The organism is Caballeronia sp. ATUFL_F2_KS9A (assembly GCF_023630765.1).
Lineage (GTDB): Bacteria > Pseudomonadota > Gammaproteobacteria > Burkholderiales > Burkholderiaceae > Caballeronia > Caballeronia zhejiangensis.
The window spans coordinates 1-1,184 of the sequence record NZ_JALQEK010000060.1 but is presented as its reverse complement, the minus strand read 5'-3'; the positions used below and the strand labels follow the sequence as shown (position 1 = coordinate 1,184).

Annotated in this window: 1 protein-coding gene; it reads right to left on the bottom strand. The window is 65.1% G+C overall.

Annotation, left to right across the window (positions count from 1 at the left end):
• The gene (locus NCS67_RS31775; RefSeq protein WP_250437928.1) at nucleotides 1–1,182 is read right to left on the bottom strand and encodes an acetyl-CoA C-acetyltransferase; all 1,182 of its coding nucleotides are present in this window, start codon (nucleotides 1,180–1,182) and stop codon (nucleotides 1–3) included.
• Nucleotides 1,183–1,184 lie beyond the last annotated feature (2 nt).

The window sequence follows — 1,184 nt, the reverse complement described above, 5'->3', positions numbered from 1 at the left end:
TTACGGACGTTCCACCGCCAGCGCGACACCCATGCCGCCGCCGATGCACAGCGACGCCAGACCCTTCTTCGCATCGCGCTTCTGCATTTCGTGCAGCAGCGTGACGAGAATCCGGCAGCCCGACGCGCCGATCGGATGACCGATCGCGATCGCCCCGCCGTTCACGTTGATCTTCGACTGATCCCAGCCCATCTGCTTGTGCACCGCCAGCGCTTGCGCCGCGAACGCCTCGTTGATTTCCATCAGATCGAGATCGTTCACGTTCCAGCCCGCACGCTCCAGACATCGCTTCGACGCCGGCACCGGGCCCATGCCCATGATCTTCGGATCGACGCCCGCGTTCGCGTACGCCTTGATGCGCGCGAGCGGCGTCAAACCGAGCGCTTCGGCCTTTTTCGCCGACATCACGACGACCGCCGCCGCGCCGTCGTTGATGCCCGATGCGTTTGCAGCCGTCACCGTGCCTTCCTTCGAGAACGCCGGCTTCAGGCCCGCGAGCGCTTCGGGCGTCACGCCGTGACGCACGAATTCGTCGGTGTTGAATTGCAGCGGCTCGCCTTTACGTTGCGGAATCGCGACCGGCACGATTTCGTCGTTGAAGCGGCCCGCCTTCTGCGCGGCTTCCGCCTTGTTCTGCGACAGCGCCGCGAACGCGTCCTGCTGCTCGCGCGTGATGCCGAATTCCTTCGCGACGTTTTCCGCCGTCGTGCCCATGTGATAGTTGTTATAGACGTCCCACAGGCCATCGACGATCATCGTGTCGATCAGCTTCGCGTCGCCCATGCGGAAGCCGTCGCGCGAACCCGGCAGCACGTGCGGCGCCGCGCTCATGTTTTCCTGGCCGCCCGCGACGACGATCTCCGCGTCGCCCGCGATGATCGCGTTCGCTGCCAGCATCACCGCTTTGAGGCCCGAGCCGCAGACCTTGTTGATCGTCATGCCCGGCACCATGTCGGGCAAGCCCGCCTTGATGAGCGACTGGCGCGCCGGATTCTGGCCCGAACCGGCCGCGAGCACTTGGCCCAGGATCACTTCGCTCACCTGATCCGGCTTTACGCCCGAACGCTCCAGCACGGCCTTGATGACCGTCGCGCCCAGTTCCGGCGCCGCGATTTTCGCGAGCGAGCCGCCGAATTTGCCTACCGCCGTACGCGCGGCCGATACGATCACTACGTCAGTCATTT

Bases quoted from the DNA above. Each gene is read 5' to 3' on its own strand.
- NCS67_RS31775 (WP_250437928.1), bottom strand. From the start codon at position 1,182: ATGACTGACGTAGTGATCGTATCGGCCGCGCGTACGGCGGTAGGCAAA.